At 72.7% G+C, this 22,003-nt stretch carries 22 protein-coding genes and 1 pseudogene; 8 read left to right on the top strand and 15 right to left on the bottom strand.

Going from position 1 to position 22,003, the window contains the following annotated elements:
* Positions 1 to 4: 4 nt before the first annotated feature.
* From ACFRAV_RS12685 to ACFRAV_RS12675, 3 genes are read left to right on the top strand one after another with little or no spacing between them, the layout of a single operon-like run.
* Complete coding sequence (locus ACFRAV_RS12685; RefSeq protein ID WP_382554367.1) at positions 5 to 1,744, top strand: cation acetate symporter; 1,740 nt, start codon at positions 5 to 7, stop codon at positions 1,742 to 1,744.
* The gene (locus ACFRAV_RS12680; RefSeq protein ID WP_382554364.1) at positions 1,741 to 2,979 is read left to right on the top strand and encodes a sensor histidine kinase; all 1,239 of its coding nucleotides are present in this window, start codon (positions 1,741 to 1,743) and stop codon (positions 2,977 to 2,979) included. The genes ACFRAV_RS12685 and ACFRAV_RS12680 overlap by 4 nt, the downstream gene beginning before the upstream one ends.
* A 51-nt stretch (positions 2,980 to 3,030) precedes the next feature.
* Positions 3,031 to 3,213, top strand: coding sequence for a hypothetical protein (locus ACFRAV_RS12675; RefSeq protein WP_351114088.1), 183 nt, complete (start codon positions 3,031 to 3,033; stop codon positions 3,211 to 3,213).
* Between the two features lie 41 nt (positions 3,214 to 3,254).
* Here ACFRAV_RS12675 and ACFRAV_RS12670 read toward each other — a convergent pair whose 3' ends face one another.
* From ACFRAV_RS12670 to ACFRAV_RS12655, 4 genes are all read right to left on the bottom strand, one after another.
* The gene (locus tag ACFRAV_RS12670) at positions 3,255 to 4,211 is read right to left on the bottom strand and encodes a cytochrome c oxidase assembly protein (RefSeq protein ID WP_382554363.1); all 957 of its coding nucleotides are present in this window, start codon (positions 4,209 to 4,211) and stop codon (positions 3,255 to 3,257) included.
* A gap of 149 nt (positions 4,212 to 4,360) precedes the next feature.
* Positions 4,361 to 5,386: a 6-phosphofructokinase gene (locus tag ACFRAV_RS12665; RefSeq protein WP_382554361.1), complete on the bottom strand. Its 1,026-nt coding sequence runs from the start codon at positions 5,384 to 5,386 to the stop codon at positions 4,361 to 4,363.
* A 212-nt stretch (positions 5,387 to 5,598) separates the two neighbouring features.
* Positions 5,599 to 6,327, bottom strand: coding sequence for a type 1 glutamine amidotransferase (locus tag ACFRAV_RS12660; RefSeq protein ID WP_382554359.1), 729 nt, complete (start codon positions 6,325 to 6,327; stop codon positions 5,599 to 5,601).
* Positions 6,328 to 6,374: 47 nt separating this feature from the next.
* On the bottom strand, positions 6,375 to 7,616 hold the full coding sequence (locus ACFRAV_RS12655) for a MurT ligase domain-containing protein (protein WP_382554356.1): 1,242 nt from the start codon (positions 7,614 to 7,616) through the stop codon (positions 6,375 to 6,377).
* A 183-nt stretch (positions 7,617 to 7,799) separates the two neighbouring features.
* Here ACFRAV_RS12655 and def point away from each other — a divergent pair, with 183 nt between their 5' ends.
* The gene (def, locus tag ACFRAV_RS12650; RefSeq protein WP_382554354.1) at positions 7,800 to 8,336 is read left to right on the top strand and encodes a peptide deformylase; all 537 of its coding nucleotides are present in this window, start codon (positions 7,800 to 7,802) and stop codon (positions 8,334 to 8,336) included.
* A 360-nt stretch (positions 8,337 to 8,696) separates the two neighbouring features.
* Here def and ACFRAV_RS12645 read toward each other — a convergent pair whose 3' ends face one another.
* Complete coding sequence (locus tag ACFRAV_RS12645; RefSeq protein WP_351114051.1) at positions 8,697 to 9,347, bottom strand: TetR family transcriptional regulator; 651 nt, start codon at positions 9,345 to 9,347, stop codon at positions 8,697 to 8,699.
* Positions 9,348 to 9,570: 223 nt separating this feature from the next.
* Here ACFRAV_RS12645 and ACFRAV_RS12640 point away from each other — a divergent pair, with 223 nt between their 5' ends.
* The gene (locus ACFRAV_RS12640; protein WP_382554352.1) at positions 9,571 to 10,800 is read left to right on the top strand and encodes an acyl-CoA dehydrogenase family protein; all 1,230 of its coding nucleotides are present in this window, start codon (positions 9,571 to 9,573) and stop codon (positions 10,798 to 10,800) included.
* 86 nt (positions 10,801 to 10,886) lie between these two features.
* On the opposite strand, the gene ACFRAV_RS12635 is transcribed toward ACFRAV_RS12640, so the two are convergent.
* Entirely contained in the window at positions 10,887 to 11,213 is a 327-nt protein-coding gene (locus ACFRAV_RS12635; RefSeq protein WP_382554350.1) for a hypothetical protein, read from the bottom strand.
* A 167-nt stretch (positions 11,214 to 11,380) separates the two neighbouring features.
* Here ACFRAV_RS12635 and ACFRAV_RS12630 point away from each other — a divergent pair, with 167 nt between their 5' ends.
* Entirely contained in the window at positions 11,381 to 11,851 is a 471-nt protein-coding gene (locus ACFRAV_RS12630) for a hypothetical protein (RefSeq protein ID WP_382554348.1), read from the top strand.
* Here the strand turns inward: ACFRAV_RS12630 and ACFRAV_RS12625 are convergent.
* Positions 11,846 to 12,190 (bottom strand): annotated as a pseudogene (locus tag ACFRAV_RS12625) (transposase); the annotation flags it as partial. The gene ACFRAV_RS12630 and the pseudogene ACFRAV_RS12625 sit on opposite strands and share 6 nt — an antisense overlap.
* Positions 12,191 to 12,316: 126 nt before the next feature.
* Entirely contained in the window at positions 12,317 to 13,057 is a 741-nt protein-coding gene (locus tag ACFRAV_RS12620; protein WP_382554347.1) for a Type 1 glutamine amidotransferase-like domain-containing protein, read from the bottom strand.
* A gap of 187 nt (positions 13,058 to 13,244) precedes the next feature.
* Here ACFRAV_RS12620 and ACFRAV_RS12615 point away from each other — a divergent pair, with 187 nt between their 5' ends.
* A complete protein-coding gene (locus tag ACFRAV_RS12615; protein WP_382554345.1) occupies positions 13,245 to 13,757 on the top strand; it encodes a hypothetical protein in 513 nt (170 codons plus the stop codon).
* Between the two features lie 60 nt (positions 13,758 to 13,817).
* On the opposite strand, the gene ACFRAV_RS12610 is transcribed toward ACFRAV_RS12615, so the two are convergent.
* Genes ACFRAV_RS12610 through ACFRAV_RS12600 form a run of 3 tightly spaced genes read right to left on the bottom strand, consistent with a single transcriptional unit; the run spans position 13,818 to position 16,750 of the window.
* The gene (locus tag ACFRAV_RS12610; protein ID WP_382554343.1) at positions 13,818 to 14,369 is read right to left on the bottom strand and encodes a cupin domain-containing protein; all 552 of its coding nucleotides are present in this window, start codon (positions 14,367 to 14,369) and stop codon (positions 13,818 to 13,820) included.
* Between the two features lie 7 nt (positions 14,370 to 14,376).
* Complete coding sequence (locus tag ACFRAV_RS12605; RefSeq protein ID WP_382554341.1) at positions 14,377 to 15,600, bottom strand: cytochrome P450; 1,224 nt, start codon at positions 15,598 to 15,600, stop codon at positions 14,377 to 14,379.
* A 49-nt stretch (positions 15,601 to 15,649) separates the two neighbouring features.
* The gene (locus ACFRAV_RS12600) at positions 15,650 to 16,750 is read right to left on the bottom strand and encodes a type III polyketide synthase (RefSeq protein WP_382554337.1); all 1,101 of its coding nucleotides are present in this window, start codon (positions 16,748 to 16,750) and stop codon (positions 15,650 to 15,652) included.
* A gap of 127 nt (positions 16,751 to 16,877) precedes the next feature.
* Between ACFRAV_RS12600 and ACFRAV_RS12595 the strand changes: the two genes are divergently transcribed.
* A complete protein-coding gene (locus ACFRAV_RS12595; RefSeq protein ID WP_382554336.1) occupies positions 16,878 to 18,074 on the top strand; it encodes a hypothetical protein in 1,197 nt (398 codons plus the stop codon).
* 29 nt (positions 18,075 to 18,103) lie between these two features.
* Here ACFRAV_RS12595 and ACFRAV_RS12590 read toward each other — a convergent pair whose 3' ends face one another.
* Genes ACFRAV_RS12590 through ACFRAV_RS12575 form a run of 4 tightly spaced genes read right to left on the bottom strand, consistent with a single transcriptional unit; the run spans position 18,104 to position 21,807 of the window.
* Positions 18,104 to 18,337 carry a DUF6213 family protein gene (locus tag ACFRAV_RS12590; protein WP_351114062.1) on the bottom strand — a complete coding sequence of 78 codons (234 nt, stop codon included), beginning with the start codon at positions 18,335 to 18,337 and terminating at the stop codon, positions 18,104 to 18,106.
* 25 nt (positions 18,338 to 18,362) lie between these two features.
* Positions 18,363 to 19,748, bottom strand: coding sequence for an NADP-dependent succinic semialdehyde dehydrogenase (locus ACFRAV_RS12585; protein ID WP_382554332.1), 1,386 nt, complete (start codon positions 19,746 to 19,748; stop codon positions 18,363 to 18,365).
* Between the two features lie 14 nt (positions 19,749 to 19,762).
* Complete coding sequence (locus tag ACFRAV_RS12580; RefSeq protein ID WP_382554331.1) at positions 19,763 to 20,269, bottom strand: NUDIX domain-containing protein; 507 nt, start codon at positions 20,267 to 20,269, stop codon at positions 19,763 to 19,765.
* Positions 20,266 to 21,807 (bottom strand): ATP-dependent DNA ligase, encoded by a 1,542-nt coding sequence (locus ACFRAV_RS12575; protein ID WP_382554329.1) that lies wholly within the window; start codon positions 21,805 to 21,807, stop codon positions 20,266 to 20,268. The genes ACFRAV_RS12580 and ACFRAV_RS12575 overlap by 4 nt, the downstream gene beginning before the upstream one ends.
* Between the last annotated feature and the right edge of the window lie 196 nt (positions 21,808 to 22,003).

Here is a 22,003-nt window from a genome sequence, read left to right as displayed (position 1 = left end):
CCCGATGAACGAAAGCTACGCGGTGGCCGCCGTCGCCCTGGTGGTGGTCGCCACCGCCCTGGTCGGCGCCTTCGGCCTGCGGGTCTCGCGCACCACCTCCGACTTCTACGTCGCCTCCCGCACCGTGGGCCCGCGCCTCAACGCGGCCGCCATCAGCGGCGAGTACCTGTCCGCCGCCTCCTTCCTGGGCATCGCCGGACTCGTCCTCGTCCAGGGGCCCGACATGCTCTGGTACCCCGTCGGCTACACGGCCGGGTACCTCCTGCTGCTGCTCTTCGTCGCCGCCCCGCTGCGCCGCTCGGGCGCCTACACCCTCCCCGACTTCGCCGAGGCCCGGCTGGGCTCGCCCGCGGTGCGCAAGCTGGCCAGCGGCTTCGTCGTCGGGATCGGCTGGCTCTACCTGATGCCGCAGCTCCAGGGCGCCGGGCTCACCCTGAAGGTCCTCACCGGCGCGCCCGGGCAACTGGGCTCGGTGATCGTCGCCGTGGTGGTGGTCGCCAACGTGGCGGCCGGCGGGATGCGCTCCATCACCTTCGTCCAGGCCTTCCAGTACTGGCTGAAGCTGACCGCCCTGCTCGTCCCGGTGCTCTTCCTGGTGCTCGCCTGGCAGGGCGACGGCGCGCCGACCCGGGCGTTCGACGAACCCGCCGCCTTCCGCGAGCACCGCACCGTGCGCGTCCAGGACACCGTCGACATCCGGCTCGCCGAGCCGCTCACCGTCACCGTCCACGGCCGCGTCGACGGCCGCCCCCACGACGGCGAACGGGTCGCCCTGCCCGCCGGCCCGCACACCGTCGAGGCCGGCGCCCGGCTCGGCTTCCCCGCCGGGGCCCCGGTGCCGGTCGCCCAAGGAGCCGGGGCCGGCGGCGACGCCGCCCTCGCCGACAGCGGCGGCCCCGCCGGACAGGAACGCCCGCTGTACGCCACCTACGGGCTGATCATCGCCACCTTCCTGGGCACCATGGGCCTGCCGCACGTCGTGGTCCGCTTCTACACCAGCCCCAACGGGGTGGCGGCCCGCCGCACCACCGTCGCCGTGCTCGGCCTGATCGGCGCCTTCTACCTGCTGCCCCCGGTCTACGGGGCGCTCGCCCGGATGTACGCCCCCGAGCTCGTCCTCACCGGCAGCACCGACGCAGCCGTGCTCCTGCTGCCGGACCGCATGATCGGCGGCGTCGGCGGCGACCTGCTCGGCGCGCTGATCGCCGGCGGGGCGTTCGCCGCGTTCCTGTCCACCGCCTCCGGGCTCACCGTCGCGCTCGCCGGGGTCATCGCCCAGGACGCGCTGCCCTCCCGCGGCATCCGCCACTTCCGGATGGGCGCGGTGACCGCCATCGCGGTGCCCCTCGCGGCGAGCGTGCTGGCCGGGCGGCTGCCGATCGCCGACGCGGTCGGCCTCGCCTTCGCGGTCTCCGCGTCCTCCTTCTGCCCGCTGCTGATCCTCGGCATCTGGTGGCACCGGCTCACCCCGCCCGGCGCCGCCGCCGGAATGGTGGTCGGGGGAGGCTCCGCGCTCGCCGCCGTCTCCGTCACCCTGATCGGCCACCATCCGACGGCCGGCGTCCCCAACGCCCTGCTCGCCTGGCCCGCCCTGTGGACGGTCCCGCTGGCCTTCCTGACCATGATCGCCGTCTCGCTCGCCACCCCCGGCCGGATACCGCCGGGCACCGGCGCCGTCCTCGCCCGCTTCCACCTGCCCGAGGAGATCGGCGGCGGACCCGCCCGTAAGGAGAACGCGGTATGAGCGCCCTCGGCGGCTTCCTCGCCGGCGTCTGCGTGGCCCTGCTGCCGCTGACCGCCGCCGGCTTCTGGCTGGGCCGCCGCACCGCCCGGCGCGCCGGCCGCTCGGCCTCACTGGCCGGCCTCGGCACCCCCGTCGAACACGCCACCTTCGAGACCCTGCACACCGCCTCGCTGGCCGCCCCGCCGCTGCGCGCCGGCCTCACCGAGGAGACCGCCCGCCGCGCCGCCCGCCGGCTGCGCTCGCTGCTGGGCACCGACGCGCTCTGCCTCACCGACCTCGACCGGGTCCTGGTCTGGGACGGCGTCGGCGCCCACCACCGCGCCGAGATCATGGAACGCCTCGCCGGCCCCCTGGAGAGCGGCCGCGGCGAGGCGTTCCGGCTCGGCTGCGCCACCCCCGACTGCCCGCTGCGCTGGGCGGTCGTCGCCCCGCTCACCGTCGACGACCGGGTGCACGGGGCACTGGTCGCCTGCGCGCCCAGGGAGTCCGCGGTACTGGTGCGGGCCGCAGGCGAGGTCGCCCGCTGGGTCTCCGTCCAGCTGGAGCTCGCCGACCTCGACCGGTCGCGCACCCGGCTGATCGAGGCGGAGATCAGGGCGCTGCGGGCCCAGATCTCCCCGCACTTCATCTTCAACTCGCTCGCCGTGATCGCCTCCTTCGTCCGCACCGACCCGGAGCGGGCCAGGGAGCTGCTGCTGGAGTTCGCGGACTTCACCCGCTACTCGTTCCGGCGGCACGGCGACTTCACCACCCTCGCCGACGAGCTGCACGCCATCGACCACTACCTGGCACTGGTCCGCGCCCGCTTCGGCGACCGGCTGGCGGTGACCCTGCAGATCGCGCCCGAGGTGCTGCCGGTGACACTGCCGTTCCTGTGCCTGCAGCCGCTGGTGGAGAACGCCGTCAAGCACGGCCTCGAGGGCCGCGGCGACCGGTGCGGGATCGGCATCACGGCCCGGGACGAGGGCGCGGAGGCCGTCGTGGTGATCGAGGACGACGGCGTCGGCATGGACCCCGAGCTGCTGCGGCGGATCCTCGCCGGGGACGCCGGCCCCACCGGGGGCATCGGCCTGTCCAACGTGGACGACCGGCTCCGGCAGGTCTACGGCGACGAGTACGGGCTGGTCATCGAGACGGCCGAGGGCGCCGGCATGAAGGTCACCGTGCGGCTGCCGAAGTACCGGCCGGGCGTCCACCCGGCCGGTCCGGGAACCGGTGGCCTCCTGCGAGGGTGAGAAGGGGGGCCCGCGGGGCACCATGGGGGTAGCGGACCTGAGGAGGTCGCGATGCCCTCGATGCACGGCTCCGGCATACCCGGAAGCGCCAAGACCATGGGAGCGCTCACGATGGGCGGTCTCGTCGTGGTGACGGCCTATTCGGTGGCCCTCGGCAGCAACGGCTGGCTGTGGTTCGGCTGGGTGGTGCTCGGGGCCCTGTTCCTGGCCCTGCTGGCGACACGCGACACCTGACCGGCAGGGTGTTCGGCGGGTCCCGAGCTCCTCGGCCGCTCTCAGCCCTGGCGGGCCGAGCCCGCCCGCAGGGAGGCCAGGTAGGCGTTGTACGCCTCGAGCTCCGCGTCGCCGTCGCGGTCGGCGGCGCGGTCCTTGCGGCGGGCCTGCCGCTGCTCGGAGCCGTACCACTGGAAGAGCAGCGCGATCAGCACCAGCACGGACGGGATCTCGCTGAACGCCCAGGCGATGCCGCCCGCCGCGTTCAGGTCCTCCATCGGGTCGATGCCCAGCGAGGCCGGCGGGTGGGCGAACGCGCCGATCATCGGCGTGGACGCCATCATCAGCGCGATGCCGAAGAAGGCGTGGAAGGGCATGCCGGCGAAGAGCTCCAGCATCCGCATCAGGTACCCGGGACGGTGCGGACCCGGGTCGACGCCCATGATCGGCCAGAAGAACACCACGCCCACCGCGAAGAAGTGCACCATCATCGCGATGTGCCCCAGGTAGGAGCCCATCAGCGTGTCCACCAGCGGCGTGAAGTACAGCGCGTAGAGGCTGGCGATGAACATCGGGATGGTGAACAGCGGATGCGTGACCACCCGCATGTACCGGCTGTGCAGCAGCTTCAGCAGCAGCTCACGCGGGCCCAGCGCGCCGCGCGCCGCCACCGGCAGGGCGCGCAGCGCCAGGGTCACCGGGGCGCCCAGCAGGATCATGATCGGGGAGAGCATGCTCAGCACCATGTGCTGCACCATGTGCACGCTGAACATGACCATGCCGTAGTCGTTGAGCCCGGTGCACATCACCAGCACCACGCTCAGCACGCCGGCGACGAACGACACCGTCCGGCCGACCGGCCACCGGTCGCCACGGCGCGTCATCCGGACCACGCCCCAGCCGTAGAGCAGCAGCCCGAGCAGGCAGGCGACGAGGAAGAAGGCGTCCGGCGACCAGGCGAGCCCCCGGCCGAGCGTGAACGGGGGCAGATCCATGGCGCCGTGACCGCTGTGGTCCATCCGCCGGCTCCTGTTTCGTGGGGGTTGTGCAAATCTGTCCGCACCAGACTAGAACCGCCCCCGGCCGTGCCGGCGGCCGGGGGCGGTTCACCTGCGAGTCACCGAGGGGTCGCAGGTGTGCGGGGGTGACCCAGGTCACCGGGTGCGGGTCACAGAACGGTGGGAGCCTCGGCGTAGCGCTCCTCCGGCACCGTCTTGAGCGAGGCGACGGCCTCGGCCAGCGGGACGGTGACGATGTCGGTGCCGCGCAGCGCGGTCATCCGGCCGAACTCGCCGCGGTGCACGGCCTCCACCGCGTGCCAGCCGAAGCGGGTCGCGAGGACCCGGTCGTAGGCGGTCGGGGTGCCGCCGCGCTGCACGTGGCCGAGGATGACCGGGCGGGCCTCCTTGCCGAGGCGGTGCTCCAGCTCCACCGCCAGCAGGTTGGCGATGCCGGCGAACCGCTCGTGGCCGAAGACGTCCTTGGTGCCCTCCGCGAAGTCCATGGTGCCCGGGGCGGGCTTGGCGCCCTCGGCCACCACGACTATCGCGAACCGCTTGCCGGCCTCGAAGCGCGCGCCGACCCGCTCGGTCAGCTCCTTGATGTCGAAGGGCCGCTCGGGCACCACGATCGCGTGGGCGCCGGCCGCCATGCCGGAGTGCAGGGCGATCCAGCCGGTGTGGCGGCCCATCACCTCGACGATCAGGACCCGCTGGTGGGACTCGGCGGTGGTCTTCAGCCGGTCCAGCGCGTCGGTGGCCACGCCCACGGCGGTGTCGAAGCCGAAGGTGACGTCGGTGACCGCGATGTCGTTGTCGATGGTCTTCGGGACGCCCACGATGGGCAGACCGTTGTCGGACAGCAGGCGGGCGGCCTTCAGGGTGCCCTCGCCGCCGATCGGGATCACGGCGTCGAGGCCGAGGTCCCGCAGGTGGCCCTTGGCCCGCTCCACGCCGTCCCGGAGGTCCTCGGGGCGGACACGGGAGGAGCCGAGAATGGTGCCGCCGCGGGCCAGGATGCCGCTGACGTCGTCGAGGTCGAGCTTGACGTGATCGCCGTCCAGCAGACCGCGCCAGCCGTCGAGGAAACCGATCACCTCGTCGCCGTGGGCGTCGACGGCGCGGTGGACGACGGAGCGGATGACGGCGTTGAGGCCGGGGCAGTCGCCGCCGGAGGTGAGCACACCAATGCGCATGGCGCGAAAAACCTTCTCGATGGGGGACGGCACCGGACCGCTTCGTCCGGCTTGATGCCGCCACCCTACCGGCGTAAAGGCCCCCGGCCGAACCCGGCGTCCGACAGCCGGACACCCCCGCTCACCTGTGCGGATGCCCCGTCAAACGGGCTCTTCGCAGGTGGGATCGGGGGTGTCCGGACAGGCTCTCGCGCAGCCGTCGTGGCGGTCCGTCAGGCCGGCTGGGTGGCCGCCGCGATGCGCTCCTGACGCAGCGCCTCGTACCAGCGGTCGTCGACCGGCGGGAGGGCGTTGACGTCGAGGGCCAGCTTCAGCAGGTGGTCCGCGATGTGCGGGTTGCGGGCCAGCACGGGACCGTGCATGTAGGTGCCGAAGACGGTCTCGTTGTACGCGCCCTCGGTGCCGTCGCCGGTCCCGTTGCCGTTGCCGATGCGGACCTGGGCCAACGGCTTGGCGCCCTGGCCGACATGGGTCACGCCCTGGTGGTTCTCGAAGCCGGTCAGCGGGGGCAGGCCCAGCCGCGGGTCGATGTCCGCGAGGACGTCGCCCACGCAGCGCACGCCCTCGCCGCGCACCGAGACCACGTCGAGCAGGCCCAGGCCCGGCTCGCGCTGGCCGAGGTCGTTGATGAACTCGTGGCCCAGGATCTGGTAGCCGGCGCAGACCGAGAAGACGATCGCGCCGTTGCCCACCGCGCGCTCCAGGCCGCCGTCGCGGCGCAGGCGCTCCGCGGCGAGGCGCTGCGGGCGGTCCTCGCCGCCGCCGATCAGGTAGATGTCGCCGGAGGTCGGCACCGGCTGGTCGCTGCGCACGTCGATCCGGGCCACGTCCAGACCGCGCTGGCGGGCCCGGCGCTCGACGACGAGGGCGTTGCCCTGGTCGCCGTAGGTGCTGAGCAGATCCGGGTAGATCCACACCAGCCGGAGTTGGCTGTCACTCATGAGTCGGTCCTCGAACTGTGAGTCGCTGATCAGTCGCTGGAGGTGATTCAGTTGCCGACGCGGCGGCGCAGATCCTGGAAGGCGGTGTAGTTGGCGATGACCTCGATCCGCCCGGGCGGAGCCAGGCGGACCGCCTCATCGAGGTTCTGGCACACCTGGAAGTTCTGGTTGGCGACCTCCAGGCGCACCGCCAGGTCCAGCTTGCGGTCGCCGAGCACGAAGATCGGGTGACCGTTGAGCCGGCTGTAGTCGACGTCCCACAGCCACGAGGTGTCGGTGCCGTCGGCGGAGCGGGCATTCACCGACAGGATGACCGGGGTCGGCGGCGGGTCGATCAGCGAGAACGTCTCCAGCCAGCCCGCCGGGTTCTTGGCGAGCAGCAGGCGCAGGTCGCGGCCCTGGAACTGGACGGTGTCGTACCGGCCGGCCACCGCCTGCACGTGCGACATGCGCTCCAGCGCCACGTGCGGGGGCACCCCGAAGACGGCGGCGACCGCGGCGGAGGAGGCGGCGTTGGCGCGGTTGGCGCGGCCCGGGAGCTGGAGGTGGATCGGCCAGGCGCTGCCGTGCGGGTCCAGCACCTGCTCGCCGGAGAGCGCCCAGCTCGGCGTCGGACGGCGGAAGCCGCACTCGCCGCAGAACCAGTCGTCGCCCGGACGCTGCAGCACGCCGCCGCAGGACGGGCAGGACCAGGCGTCGTCCTTCCACATCTGCCCGGCGGCGACCCAGATCACGTTCGGCGAGGACGAGGCCGCCCAGACCACCAGCGGGTCGTCGGCGTTGGCCACGACCACGGCCTTGGTGCCGGCCAGGCCCTCGCGCCAGTGCTCGGCCAGCATGCGGGTCTCCGCGGCGCGGTCCAGCTGGTCGCGGGAGAGGTTGAGCAGCGCGACGCACTTGGGGTCGGTCTCGCGGGCGACGGTGATCAGGTACTTCTCGTCGACCTCGATGACGCCGAACCGGGCCTGCTCGTCACGGTCGGCCAGGGCCGAGGTGATGCCGGCGGGCATGTTGGCGCCCAGCGCGTTGGAGACCACCGGGCCGGCCGCGCGCAGCGCCTCGGCGATCAGGCGGGTGGTGGTGGTCTTGCCGTTGGTCGCCGAGACCAGGGTGACGTCCAGACCCTGCGCCAGCCGGGCCAGGAGCTCGGGGTCCAGCTTCAGCGCGACCCGGCCGCCGATCACCGAGCCACTGCCGCGTCCTGCCGCCCGCGAGACGGCCGCGGCGGTCTTGCCCGCCGTCACGGCCAGCTTGGCCCGCGGCGAGAGCGGGTCCGAGGTGCCTGCCATCAGTTCTCGATCCTCCTTGCGTACGCGCCGCGCGTGAGTCCCGGCAGCGTGTGGTGGCCTCAGCCTACCGAGATCCGTTCACCCGGCCGAATATCGGAATCGCACCGTGACCGGCGGTGACGGGGGAAGGACGGAGGGGCACGCGGGACCGGGACGGCCTGCCCCGACCGTACCCTGACCGGCATGCGACACGGTTCGATCCCCGGCGCCCACGGGCGCGTGCGACCCCTCACCCTGCACGGGGACCCCGTGCTGCACAGCCCTTGCCGGGAGGTGACGGAATTCGGTCCGGACCTCGAACGACTGGTCGAGGACATGTTCGCCACCATGTACGCGGCGGAGGGCGTGGGCCTCGCGGCGAACCAGGTGGGGGAGGGGCTGCGGGTCTTCGTCTACGACTGTCCGGACGACGAGGATGTCCGCCATCTCGGTCATCTGGTGAATCCGCGGCTGGTGGAGGCCGACGGGGTGACGGTGCGTGGGCCGGAAGGGTGTCTGTCCCTGCCGGGCCTCGAGGCCGGGACGCCGCGGTTCGACCGGGCGGTGGTGCGGGGGTTCTCCGTCACCGGTGAGCCGGTGGAGGTCGTCGGCACCGGGTTCTTCGCGCGGTGCCTGCAGCACGAGTGCGACCACCTCGACGGGCTCGTCTACGCCGACCGCCTCACCGGCTTCCGTCGACGCCGGCTCCTGCGCAAGGCCGCGCGGGCGGTCGGGGGGTGACTGTTCTCGGCGCCCCCTGATCGCGCGGCCGGCCGGCGGCACCCCGGCTCCCCTGCGGCGGCTCTACCTGCCGTTCCTGCGGGCGGCTGGGCCGCCCAGGGGCGAGGGGGGTGCCCCCTGCTCGAGCGCCGGCGAGAGCTTGGGGGTGGGGGTCCCCCCGGACGGAGTCTGGGGGAGGCGGGCGCAGGCCCGAGCCTCCGCGGCGAGCGGCTCGCCCCTCACCTGCGCAAGCCGACGGTGCGTACACCCCGGCATCCGGCGGCCGTTGTTCAGCGGCGGCGGGGCCCGCACGGGGCGGAGGCGGGCCGGGTGGCTCCGCCTGAGGTCCCGGGCCAGGTGAGAGGCGAGGCCCCGATGAGGTCAGAACGCGGGGCCGTCCGCGCGGTCGCCCGCGTCGGCGAGGCGGCCCCACAGCAGGTCGGCCAGGCTGCGGACCAGTTCCTCGCGGGGGCAGGGCCGCTCGCCCAGCCACCAGTCGCCGGCCGCGTGCATCATGCCGACGATCCCGTGGCCCCAGGCCCGCGACAACTGCCGTCCGCGGGGGCCGAGGTCGACGCGCTCCTCGATGACCTGCGCGAGCTCCTCGCCCATCCGCCGCAGCAGCGGCGCCGAGTGGCGGCCCACGTCGAACCCGGGCTCGCCGGAGGAGCCGCCGTCCGCGGGGTGCATCAGGAACCGGTACACCTGCGGCCGCGCCTCGATGGCCGCCAGGTAGGTGTCGAGGGTGCGCTCCACCCGCTCCCGCCGCTGCTCGGCGGGCGCGTCCAGCGCCGCCCGGAGCGAGGACAGCAACGCGTCGGTGTGCCGCTGGGCCAGGGCGGCGTAGAGTCCGCCCTTGTCGCCGAAGTGGCGGTAGAGAATCGGCTTGGTGATCCCGGCCTCGGCCGCGATCGCGTTCATGGAGGCGCCCGGTCCGTCCCGGAGCACCACCCGGTCCGCGGCTTCCAGCAGTTCGCGGCGGCGCCGCTCGGTGGACCTCTGCTGCGGGGTCCCCTGCTGCGTCGTCTCCATGATCGGTGCTCTCCCCACCCGTACGTAATCGGTGATGCTTGCGCAAAGTAACACTGTTCCGCCCGTGACGGCTGTCCGGACGGGAAGTCGTGGCGCTGCCCACATCCACGACAGGGGTCCCCTCCTGCGGAAACGGCTCGCCAACAGGTGGGTTGACTTTCCTACCGGCCAGTAACAGACTGCGGTTACCGCAAGTAACACGACGGGCAGCGCTGGAGGGGTCATGGCCGAGTTCACCATGGAACTCAACGACGAGCAGAAGGAGGTCCGGGACTGGCTCCACGGGTTCGCCGCCGATGTGATGCGCCCCGCGGCCGCCGAGTGGGACGAGCGCGAGGAGACCCCCTGGCCCATCATCCAGGAAGCGGCCAAGCTCGGCATCTATTCCCTGGACTTCTACGCCAACCAGTACTTCGACCAGACTGGTCTCGGCCTTCCCATGGCCACCGAGGAGCTGTTCTGGGGCGACGCGGGCATCGCGCTGTCGATCATGGGCACCGGTCTCGCCGCCGTGGGTGTCCTGGCCAACGGCACCAACGAGCAGATCGGCACCTGGATCCCCCAGATGTACGGCACCCCGGACGACGTGAAGGTGGCCGCCTTCTGCTCCTCCGAGCCCGACGCCGGCTCCGACGTGGCCGCCATGCGCACCCGCGCCGTCTACGACGAGGCCAAGGACGAGTGGGTGATCAACGGCACCAAGACCTGGGCGACCAACGGCGGCATCGCCAACGTCCACGTCGTGGTCGCCGTCGTCGACCCGGAGCTCGGCTCCAAGGGCCACGCCTCCTTCATCATCCCGCCGAACACCGAAGGCCTCTCCCAGGGCCAGAAGTTCCAGAAGCACGGCATCCGCGCCTCGCACACCGCCGAGGTCATCCTCGACAACGTGCGCGTCCCCGGCTCCTGCCTGCTCGGCGGCAAGGAGAAGCTGGACGAGCGCCTGGCCCGCTCCCGCGAGAAGGCGAAGAAGGCGGGCGGCGAGCGCGTGAAGAACGCCGCCATGGCCACCTTCGAGGCCTCCCGCCCGGTGGTCGGCGCCATGGCCGTCGGCACCGCCCGCGCCGCCTACGACTACGCGCTGGAGTACGCCAAGACCCGCGTCCAGTTCGGCCGGCCGATCATCGACAACCAGGGCGTGGCCTTCCAGCTGGCCGACATGCGCACCAGCGTCGACGCCGCGCGCCTGCTGGTGTGGCGCGCCTCCTGGATGGCGGTCAACGGCAAGCCGTTCAACGGCGCCGAGGGCTCCCAGTCCAAGCTCTTCGCCAGCGAGACGGCCAAGAAGGTCACCGCCCAGGCGGTCCAGATCCTCGGCGGCAACGGCTTCACCCGCGAGTACCCGGTGGAGCGCATGCACCGCGACGCCGCCATCTACACGATCTTCGAGGGCACCAGCGAGATCCAGCGCCTCGTCATCGCCCGCACCATCTCGGGCGTCCACATCCGCTAGGGATTCTGGCGGCAGGCCCCGTGTACCGCCGAGGAGCCCCCTTCCCTCCAGTGGAAGGGGGCTCAGCCGCGCGGAAGCCGGCGGTTCTACTGCTCGGTGGTGGGCGAGTGGTACTTGCGCCTGTGATTGGCGACGCTCTCCTTCGTGCCTCGGTACCTCGGCTTGCTGGTGCACTCGGTGCATTCGGTCCAAGCACCCTCCTTGACGGCGGCGGCGCTCACCGAGTGGTGCGGACCGTAGCCGTGGGCGTGGAGGAAATGGGGGACGCTGCCCTCGTACTTGACGGCGATGAGTGCTGCTTCGGCAACTTTGTCGTGCCCGGGCGCGAAGAACTTGCCCAGCCCGACTTCACGTTCGCAGCCGCACCAGCAGGTACCGGTAGGCAGGAGACGGAGCTTCCCGTTGCTTGTCATGCACACATGGTAGCGACCCTTGGGTACGTGGCAAGGGTGTAACTCAAGGATTTCAGGCAAGGGGCATCTCTAAGAGCCGCGCCGATGGGCTGAGGAACTGTCCGGCCGATCACTGGTCGGTGCGCACGGTCACGGCGGTTGTCTGCACGGTCCCATAGCCTGCGCGCATGACCACCGATGAGTACCTCGCGACGATTGAGGCGTTGGCTGTGCAGCCGTTCCCGGAGGTGACCTATGTCGAGTCCTCCGGGGGCGGTGGACCAGGGCATCATGTGCGCGAGCTGCAGGTCAGTCGGGATTTCTGGGATGACGACGACGGGCAGGCATGGGTTGAGGCCGAAGCCGAACTGAAGGCCTGCCTCGACGACCTGGCAGCACGCCTGACGGCTCGGTGGGGCCATGCGTTCGTCGTGGATCTCGGACCGTATCTCATTGCCGGCTGCGAGGGAGAGCCGGTGCCCGAGCCACTCGACTACCTCAGCCAGGAGGTTGTGAGCATGCAGGTGTGGCCGCTCCCCGACCGCGGTCGTTGGCTCGCGCTGGCGATCGGCCAAGCCGACAAGGAGCTGCCTCTCATCCTTTATGCCGCGGTCGGCCGGGCTTCCGCACTCGACGTGAACTCGAGTGGCCGGTCATGAGCGGAGCCACACGATGACAGCCGCAGCTGAGACTGTGCCGAGGAACACGTAGCCTCGCTTGTCATACCGCGAAGCCACTGCGCGGAAGTTCTTGAGCCTGTTCACGGCTCGTTCGACGGTGTTGCGCTTCTTGTACCGCTCCTTGTCGAACCCCGGCGGCCGTCCGCCTCGTGATCCCTTGCGCAGGCGGGCGGCCTGGCTATCAGCCTTCTCCGGAATCGTGTGCCGGATTCCGCGCCGCCGCAGGTATTGACGGCAGGGACCGTTCCAGCAGGCCTTATCTGCTGTGACGCTGTCCGGCTTCTTGCGGGGTCGGCCCGCCCCAGGCTGGGGAACCCGAGGAAGCACTGGATCGTCAACCCTGGCGGTCGCCAACGTCCTGCTGGTGGCGGGCCGGTGCTTCTACCTGCTGCGCCACAGCCGGCTCGCCACTCCGCAAGTCCGGTGAGGGCGGTCACGGTTCGCTCAGTGTCGGGACGGGTTCAGCAGGCGAGGTTCGACGCGTTCCTCCGTCACCTCGGCGCCGTCACTCGTGACTATGTAGGCGCCCTTGCCCGCGGTCTCCGCCACCGCCTCGACCAGCTCCGTCCCGCGGTACACCAGGCCGACGCCGTCATCCGTGCAGTGCGCGGCAGGGAAAGCGCCGTCCGCCACCAGTTGGTGGATCAACGGGCGGCGGCCCTCGTCGGAGTCGTAGTGCACGCCGTTGCCGTACGGCAGGAAGCCGAGCGAGTCCGTGACGGGGCGCAGTTCCGGCCCGAACGAATCGGTGGCCCCTCCTTGGAACCAGCAGATGGAACCGGCACTGACCCCGCTGAGCACGACGCCCTCCTGCCAGGCGCGGCGCATGACGCGGTCCAGTCCGTGTGCTCTCCACACCGCCAGCAGGTTGACCACCGAGCCTCCCATGACCCAGACCACGTCGTGGTCGAGCACCGACCCCTCGACGTCCTCGACGTTCGGCATGGGGAACAGGTGCAACGGGGTCAGATCAAAGCCCGCCACCCGCGCCGCCTCGGCCATACGGGCCGTGAAGTGCTCGGCGTCCCCGATGGCGGTACCGACGTACATGATGCGTGGACGTCGGCCGTGCACACCGGAGAGATCGACCGCGTGATGGACCAGGGCATCGAACACCACCCTGGACCGGGCTCCGGCCCGGTGTCCGCCGGAGGTCGCGAGAATGGTCGGTTCCGATGCCGTCATGGCCATGATCGTATCGGCGGCAGGCTGCCCCGCTCGGACGTCGCCTCGCCTCGTGGACGGCAGGGCAACTACTGTCACTGGGCATGCAATTGCCATTGAACGGACCAGTAGGCAGCACGCTGAATTACCCCGTCCGGCAGAGGCACGCGGGATGAGCCTGTCCGCCGGCCGGTGCGGTCGAACGGGGATGAGTCGTCGACTTCTCTCGCTCTGCGCCGGGGAATTGGTCAACGTTCCCCTGCAGGCGGTCATCTGGTTCGGCGTAGCGCGCCTTCCCGCGACCTGGCCCAACGTCTGCGGCTTCGCTCTCTGCGCCCTGATCCTGCTGCAGGGGGCTGCCTATTGGGCCGCGAAACTCCGCTCGCTGTCCTCGGGGTCCGGAGCGAGGCCTCCCGGCATCGCGTTCCTCGCAGCCGCCCGAATGGTCGACGTCCCCCTCCTTGGCCTGGGCCTGGTACTCACGGCCGGAGCGGTCATCCGCTCTCCCGGACCCGAGAGCGTTCCCGGGCTGTTCTTCGCCTGTTTCGCCGTCCTGGAGTACGTGAACTACTTCCACATCCAACTGGTGAACGCCGCCACGGCCGGCGGTCCGGGCCGCCGCGGATGCCGGGCACACCTGGCCCGTGATCTCGAGCGGCTCGCGTCGCAGGGCAAGCGGGACGGCCCGGGGACGGAACGAAAGACGCCCACGCGCGCCTGACGCGGCCATGTCCGCACGACGTGGGAGGGGGCGCGGAACGATCCCGCGCCCCCTCGGGCGTCACGGCGCCGGCTCGGGTGCCGGGACCTCGCCGCCGTGGCGCAGCGGCGTGAGTTGCTGGATGTCGTAGCGCGCTCGCAGCGCCTCGATCGCCGCCTCGTCCGGGGAACCTCCGGCGGCGAGGATCTCCAGCAGCTCCTCGAAGTACCGCTCGTGGTCCGGTGGAGGCGAGGCCTGGAAGAACATCCGGGCCGGGGTGTCGGTCGGGTTGGCGAAGGCGTGCGGGCAGCCCGGGGGGACGGCGATGACGGTGCCGGGGCCGGCCCGCACCACCCGGCTGCCGGAAAGGGACTCCCAGCGGCGCCAGTTGTCGGGTGTCCGCACCCGCGGCTCGAAGGCGAGCACGTCCAGCTCGCCCTCCAGCACGTAGAACAGCTCCTCGCTGCGGGTGTGGACGTGCGCGCCCACGTCGAAGCCCGGCGGGACCACCACCTCGAAGCTGGAGGCGGTCCGCGAATGGGCCCCGGTGACCTTGAACGTCACGTGCTGGGCCGGGGTGGCCACCGTGCGGCCGTGGCCGGGCGGCACCAGCAGGCCTTCCGTCATGGACATCGGCCGCTCACCAGGTGACCGGAAGGGCCTCGGGCCCGCGGATCAGGGCGCCCTTGCGGAACGGCACCTGCTCGGGCGGTACCGCCAGCCGCAGTCCCGGCATACGGTCCAGGAGGGCGTCCACCAGGAGCTGGGACTCCAGCCGTGCCAGCATGCCGCCCACGCAGTAGTGCGGGCCGAAGCCGAAGGCGACGTGCGGGTTGGGGCTGCGGTCCAGGTCGATCCGGTCGGGGTCCGGGAAGACCTCGGGGTCCCGGTTGGCCGAGAGGTAGGAGTTGTACACCACGTCGCCCGCCCGGATCCGCACGCCGCGGATCTCGACGTCCTCGGTGGCGATCCGCGACAGCCCCACCGCGTTGCGGTGCGGGATGTAGCGGAGCAGCTCCTCGACGGCCTTCGCCCGGATGCCGGGCTCGGCCCGCATCCGCTCGGCCAGCTCGGGGCGGGTCATCAGCAGGTAGAACATCTGCCCGCTGTTGTTGGTGACGGCCTCGCCGCCGATCTGCACCAGGACCGCCAGGCCCACCGCCTCGCGGACGGTGATCTCGCCGCGGCCGACGGCGGCGCCGAGCAGGGACGTGACGTCCTCACCGTCGGAGCCGCGCCGCTCCTCGACCAGCCGGGTGAAGTAGGCGGACATGTCCTCGCGCGCCTTCGTGCTGACCTCGGCGCCGTGCGACTGGGAGAGGATCCGCTGGGTCCAGTCGTGCATCAGGCCGCGGTCCGAGGCCGGGACGCCCATCAGCTCGCAGACCACGGCGATGGGGAAGGGGCTGAGCACCGTCTCGGTGAGGTCGGCGGGCGGCCCCTTGGCGAGCAGGTCGTCGACCAGCTCGTCCAGCATCCGCCGCGACCGCTCCCGCACCCGCTCGACGCCGCGCGCGGTGAAGGCGGCGGCCACCGAGCGGCGCAGACGGGTGTGGTCGGGCGGATCGAGGAAGCCGATCGCGTCCGAACCGGGGATGAAGTGCGGGGCCAGCCGGGTGACCGGGCGGCCCATCACCTCGGCCCGGCTGAACCGGGGATCGTTGGTCACCGCGCGGACATCGTCGTAGCGGGTGACCAGCCAGGCCCAGCCCTCGCCGTTGGGCAGGGAGATGCGGGTGACCGGGCCCTCGCGCATCAGCTCGGTGAGGACCGGGTCGAAGTCGGCGCCGTGCAGGTCGATCGCCGGCCAGTCCCGCACCGGGGGCATGGCGGAGGGGGTGGCCTCGTCGGTGGTGGAGGTCATCTCGGGTGTCGTCTCCGTCCGCGAACAGGGCGGTGGTCGGGGCCGCCGGTCATGCCGGGGCCCGCACCGCACGGGCCGCCGTCCGGCGCGCCCGGTCGCCGCCGCCGACCTGCCAGGTGCCCACCGACATCTCGGCGGTGATACCCGGTCCGAAGCCGGCGAGCATGCCGCGCGCACCGTCCTCGACACCGCCCTCCTCGAACAGGCGGCGCAGGGCGTCCAGCACGACGGCGCTGGCGATGTTGCCGTACTCGGTCAGCGTCGCACGGCTGAACCGGAAGGCGTGCGGCTCGACACGCAGGTACTTGGTCAGGTCGTCGAGGATGCGCGGCCCGCCGGCGTGGATGATGTAGAAGTCCAGCTCCGAGGCGTTCCAGGCGTGGGCGCGGGCCAGGTCGTGCAGGGCGGGGGCCAGCGGCTCCATGGTGCCCGGCACCCGCTTGTCCAGCAGGAAGTGGAACCCGGTGGCCCGGACGTCGTACGAGATCCAGTCCGTGGTCTTGGGGATCAGGTACGAGCTGTTGCGCTCCAGCCGCATGCCGGTGCCGCCCTGTCCGCGGACCACCGCGGCGGCGATGCCGTCGCCGAACAGGCCGTTGGAGAGCAGCGAGCCGACACCCAGGTCGGTGGGCTGGTAGCAGAGCGAGCAGAACTCGCATGCCACGATCAGCGCGTTGGCCTCCGGGTAGGCGGTGCAGAAGTCGTGTGCCCGGTTCACGGCGGCTCCGCCGGCCGCACAACCGAGCTGCGCGATCGGTATCTGCCGCGTCGTGGAGGGGAAGCCCATCTCGTTGATCAGCCAGGCGGTCATCGAGGGCATCATGAAGCCCGTGCAGGAGACGTAGATGATGACGTCGATGTCGCTCGGCAGGACCTCGGCGTGGTCCAGCGCCTCCCGCACCACGGCGGGGACGCGGGCCTTGGCCTCGGCCTCGTAGATCTTGTTGCGGTCCTCGAAGCCGGGGTGCTTCAGGGTCTCCTCGATGGGCTGCACGATGCGCCGGGTGCGGACCCCGGTGTTCTCGATCAGCCGCAGGGCGAGGGGGAGTTGCGGGTGGTCGTGGTGACGCGAGCGCGCCAGCTCCAGCGTCTCCTCCATGGTGATCACATGCTCGGGCACGGACACCGAGGGTTTGCACAACGTGGCCATGTGCCGCACCTGCTTTCGTGGGGATGGGTCGGTGCATCCCCCAGCCTCACCCCGCCGCCCGCGGATATCGCGCGGAAGTGGTCCAACCGGGGAAGGGTGACGTCAGGAGCGAGGACGGGAGGCCGACATGGGGCGCGTCGACGCCGGTGACCTGCTGCGACGGGCCAGGGCGGAGTTCGCCCCCGATCCGGGGGCCAACCGGGTGGTGCCGCTGGTCGAGAGCGGCGAGGCCGCACCGGCGCTGCTGCGGGCGCTGGCGGCGGAGGAACGGGCGGTGGTCGCGGCGGACCGGCGGGCCTTCCTGCGGCTCGCGGAGCGCGCGGCCGCGATGCCGGCGTGCGCGGCCTACTACGCGGAGCTGGCCCGCGGGGAGGAGGAGGCGGCGCTCCGACTCGACGCGTTCGCCCGCGCGGTCGACGCCCTCCCGGACCCGGGCGGGGACGGGCGCGGGGACGCGCACGGGTCCGGGGGCGGGGACCTAGCCGTGCCCGCGCCCGACGCCGCGGGTGACGCGGGTGACGCGGACGTGTCCGCGCCCGCCGCCCTGCCCGGGGAGACGGGCGGCACGGGGGCCGCCCCGGAGGGACACGACGCCGCCCGGCCCAGGGGACCGGACGGGCACGACCCCGGCAGCGGCCGGGCGCCCGAGCGCCGGGGACCCGCCGAGGGGCCCGCCGGAGCGGGCTCCGGCGGTCGTACGGCCGGCGGCCAGGGAGCCGGGGGCCGAACACCCGACGGCCAGGAGTCCGGCGACCCCGGTCCCGGCGACCGGGTGCCGGCCGAGCAGAGGCGCGGCGGCGGCGGACCGGCCGAGCAGAGGCCCGGAGACCGGGTACCGATCGAGCAGAGGCGCGGCGGCGGCGGACCGGCCGAGCAGCGGCCCGGCGACCAGGGGCCGGCCGAGCAGAGGCCCGGCGGTGGGCCGGGCGGCCGGGAACCCGGCCGGCACAGTCCCGGCGCGCCGGCGGAGGAGGCGTACGAGCTGCGGGCCGGCTGCCAGGCGTACCCCGCGTTCGTGGCCTGGCTGGCGATCAACGCCGCCCCGGCCGGCACCGTGCTGGCGCTCGCCGCCAACTTCTCGGCGTGGGGCGGCTATTGCTCACGCATCGCCCGCGGTCTGCGGGAGCACTACGGGCTGGACGACGCGGCCTGCGCCTTCTTCGACCTGTTCGCCGAGCCGGCGCCCGCGTACGAGGAGTCGGTGGTGGCGGCCGTCCAGGAGTGGGCCGACGCAGGCCGGATCGACGAGGCGGCCGTGCGTCGGCACGGCCGCCTGCTGCGGTCCTACGAAGCCGGGTTCTGGGACGCGCTGCTCGAGAGGTGAGGGGGAGAGGAGGGGGGAGGGCGGGACGGTCAGGGGCGGTCGCTGCTGTGGGCGATGCAGGCCACGTCGATCCGGTCGGCGAGCTTCGCGAGTTCGATGGCCAACGTCGCCACCGTGTCCTCGTCCAGGTCGTCACGACCGTCCTCGACCAGCCGCACCCACCGCCCGCCGACCGCCCGCAGCAACTTGCTGACGTCGGCGGCCGCCACCTGCAACGTGCCGCCGTTGTCGACGATCAGGGGGAGAGTAACTTCGCGGTTCACAAAGGGGATGGTAGACCCGTAAGGGTCACGCTCCGTGCCATACGGTCGTGATGTTGCAGAACTCCCGGATGCCGTGGCCGGAAAGCTCCCGTCCGTATCCGGAACGCTTCACTCCGCCGAACGGGAAGGCCGGGTGGGAGGCCGTCATGCCGTTGACGTAGACGCCGCCCGCCTCCAGGTCGCGGGCGAACCGCTCGACCTCCGCCTCGTCGCCGGTCCACACGTTGGAACTCAGCCCGAACGACGTGTCGTTGGCGATCGCCACCGCTTCCTCGAGGTCCCCGGCCCGGTACAGCGTGGCGACCGGGCCGAAGGTCTCCTCGCGGTGGACGCGCATCTGCTCGGTGATGCCGGCCAGCACCGTCGGCTCGTAGAACCAGCCCGGTCCGTCCGGACGGCGGCCCCCGCAGAGCACCTCGGCGCCCCGGGCCACCGCGTCGTCGACCAGCTCCTCCAGATCGGCCCGGCCCTGCTCGGAGGAGAGCGGGCCGACGTCGGTGGACTCGTCCGTCGGGTCGCCGACCTTCAGCGCCCGCACGCCGGCGGTGAACCGCTCGGCGAAGGCGTCGTAGACGTCGGTGTGCACGATGAACCGCTTGGCCGCGATGCAGGACTGCCCCGCGTTCTGGTTGCGCGCGGTGACGGCGACCTCGGCGGCCCGGGCGACGTCCGCGGAGGGCATCACCACGAACGGGTCGCTGCCGCCCAGTTCCAGGACCGTGTGCTTGATCTCGTCGCCCGCCGCCGCGGCCACCGCCCGCCCGGCGGGTTCGCTGCCGGTGAGGGTGGCGGCCCGCACCCGCGGGTCCCGCACGATCTTCTCCACCTCGGCCGACCCCACCAGCAGGGTCTGGAAACAGCCCTCGGGGAAGCCGGCCCGGCGGAACAGTCCGTCCAGGTAGAGGGCGGTCTGCGGGACGTTCGAGGCGTGCTTGAGCAGTCCCACGTTCCCGGCCATCAGCGCGGGCGCGGCGAAGCGCACCACCTGCCAGAGCGGGAAGTTCCACGGCATCACCGCCAGCACCGGGCCGACGGGCCGGTAGCGCACCACCGCCCGGGAGCCGCCGGAGTCCGCGACGTCCGCCGGGTCGGGGTGCTCGTCGGCCAGCAGGGCCTCCGCGCGGTCGGCGTACCAGCGCATCGCCTTGACGCACTTGGCGGCCTCCGCGCGGGACTGGGTGATCGGCTTGCCCATCTCGGTGGTGACCGTCCGGGCGATCTCCTCGCTCTCCTTCTCCAGGAGGTCCGCGGCCCGGTGCAGCAGCCGGGAGCGCTCCGCGAAGGACGTGGTCCGGTGGTCGCGGAACGCCGCGTCGGCGGCTGCGAGCCTGCGCTCGATCTCGTCCGGCCCGACGGCGTCGAACGTCCGGACCGTCTCACCGGTCGCCGGATTCACGGTGGCGATGGGCATGCCCGACCAACTCCTCACTCGCTGTGCGGTTCTCCCGCAGGTGGTCCACCGGACGCCGAGTGCTCAGCGAGACGGCGGAGAAACTCGGCCTGCGCCTTCACGACCACCTCGGCGGCCCGCCCGACCGGCAGCCAGGCGACCCGGTCCAGCTCGGGGAAGACCTGGAGGCGGCCCGACCCGCGGGGCCACTCCATCTCGAAGGTGCCCGGGGTGACCGCGTCCGGGTCGAGGTCCGCCTCGACGGCCCAGACGGTGACCGTCTTGCCGCCGGCCTGCCGCACCTCGCCGAGCGGCACGGCGGGCCCGTCCGGCGGCTCCAGCCCCAGCTCCTCGCGGAACTCGCGCAGCGCCGCGGCGAACGGTTCCTCGTCCGCCTCGTACTCGCCCTTCGGGATCGTCCAGGCGCCCGCCTCGCGGCGGGCGAAGAACGGGCCGCCCATGTGGCCCAGCAGCACCTCCAGCTCCCCGCCGGCCGTGCGCCGGTGGAGCAGCAGGCCCGCGCTGCGGTGACCGCCGCTCACCGGGTGACCTCCGGGTGCGCGGCGAGCAGTGTCTGCACGGTGTCCGCCTCGGCGGCGCTCTTGTCCTCCCGGTAGCGCAGCACCCGGGCGAAGCGCAGGGTGACGCCCGCCGGGTAGCGGGAGGAGCGCTGCAGCCCGTCGTAGGCGATCTCCACCACCAGTTCGGGCCGGACGGTGACGCCCCAGGAGTGCTGCTCCACGGCCAGTTCCTGGAACCGCTCGGTCTGCCACCGCAGCAGCTCGTCGGTCATGCCCTTGAAGGTCTTGCCCAGCATCGCGAAGCCGCCGTCCGCGGTGCGGGCGCCCAGGTGCAGGTTGGAGAGCTTCCCGGAGCGGCGCCCGCTGCCCCATTCGGCGGCCAGCACCACCAGGTCCAGGGTGTGCACCGGCTTCACCTTCAGCCAGCCCGCGCCGCGGCGGCCCGCGCTGTACGGGGTGTCCAGCGACTTCACCACCACGCCCTCGTGACCCCGCTCCAGCGTCGCGGCGAGGAAGTCCTCCGCCGCCGTGGCCTCCTCGGGTCCGCGCACCACGGCGCGCCGCACCCGCCGGGGCTCGGGCGCCACGCGGGCCAGCTCGGCGTGCCGCTCCGCGAACGGCAGGTCCATCAGGTCGCGGCCGTCGGCGTGCAGGACGTCGAAGAAGACGGGGGAGACCGGCACCGCCCGGGCGGCCGAGGTCACGTCGGTGCGCGAGCCGATGCGGCCGGCGGTCTCCTGGAAGGGGCGGGGACGGCCGTGCTCGTCCAGCGCGATCACCTCGCCGTCCAGGATCAGGCGCTCGCCCCGCAGCTCGCGGGCGGCGGTGACCACCTCGGGGAGCCGGTCGGTGATCTCGTCCAGGGTGCGGGTGAAGACGTGGATCTCGTCGCCGTCGCGGTGCACCTGGACGCGGATGCCGTCCAGCTTCTCCTCGACCGCCGCCGCGCCGCCGAGCCGGACGACCGCGTCGGAGGCCGTGGGCGCGCTCTGCGCCAGCATCGGCAACACCGGGCTGCCCACGGCCAGGCGGAAGCGCCCCAGCGCGGGCGGCCCGTCGGCCAGCAGCGCCTCGGCGACCGGGGCGAGCCCGCCGGCCAGCATCACCGCCCTGCGCACGTCCTCCGGCCCGGCCCCGGATGCCTCGGCGAGGCCGTCGGCGGCCGCGGCGTCCAGGGCGCCCTGGCGGACCTCGCCGGTGAGCAGGGCGACCAGGAACGCCTGCTCCTCCTCGGTGGCGCGGGACATCAGGGAGGTCACCAGCCGCAGGCGCTCGGCCTGCGATCCGGGCCCGGCCACGGCCTTCAGCGCGGTCAGCTCGCGGTCGGTCTCCAGCACGGTGAGCGAGGGGGCGGAGGCGGGCGTGACGGGGGCGGCGAGGGTCTTCCAGCCGACGCCCAGACGGCCCTGGGGGAGCCGGCCCGCCAGGTACGGGATCACCACGGGCACGTCCTCGGGCCCGGCCTCGCGGAACAGCTCGGCCAGCAGGGCCTTCTTGCGGGACCGCGAGGAGGTGGCGGCGACCTCGCGGGAGACGGCGGCAACACGCACCAGCAACATGCCGTCCAGGTTCCCAGCGCGAGCGGCCTCATCCCGGCGCTGACACGCGCCCCGGGGCGGCGACGGGCCGCCGTTGCCCTCGGGGTGGTCCGCCGCGACTCCTTGGCTCACCCGGGGTGGCCCCGGCGGTCCCTTCAGTGGGTCGGCGCGGCCCGCCGGGGTGGTTCACGGCGTCAAGGGTTCCCTGGCGGCAAGC

The organism is Streptomyces sp. NPDC056600 (assembly GCF_042792855.1).
GTDB lineage: Bacteria > Actinomycetota > Actinomycetes > Streptomycetales > Streptomycetaceae > Streptomyces.
This window is presented reverse-complemented; position numbering and strand designations above follow the sequence as displayed.